General features: G+C 66.5%; 1 protein-coding gene. It reads left to right on the top strand.

All coding sequences use genetic code 11. The annotated features are described in order from the left end of the window. Positions 1-478: aldehyde dehydrogenase family protein (locus tag AC0L3S_RS39155; protein WP_473285304.1), on the top strand; the 478-nt coding region annotated here is incomplete at both ends.

Here is a 478-nt window from a genome sequence, read left to right as displayed (position 1 = left end):
CGGTGACCGGCGGCGTGATGCACATGTTCAACAACTCCGGCCAGTCCTGCAACGCGCCCTCGCGCATGATCGTGCCGGCCTCGAAGATGAAGGAAGTCGCCGCGATCGCGAAGGCCGTCGCCGACAAGACCAAGGCCGGCGATCCGCGCGCCGAAGGCACCACCATCGGCCCGGTCGTCAACCGCGGCCAGTGGGACAAGATCCAGGGCCTGATCAAGAAGGGCATCGACGAGGGCGCAACGCTCGTCGCCGGCGGCCCGGGCCTGCCCGAGGGCGTCAACAAAGGCTTCTATGTCCGTCCGACCATCTTCGCCGACGTCACCCCCGACATGACGATTGCGCGTGAAGAGATCTTCGGACCGGTGCTGACCATCATCGGCGCCAAGGACGAAGCCGAAGCCGTGCACATCGCCAACGACACGCCCTATGGGCTTGCCGGCTACGTCACGGGTGCGTCCGTCGAGGACGCCAAGCGCGT

The organism is Bradyrhizobium sp. Ken01 (assembly GCF_055807355.1).
Note: the sequence above shows the minus strand (reverse complement) of the source record. Positions and strands in the feature narration are given on the sequence as shown.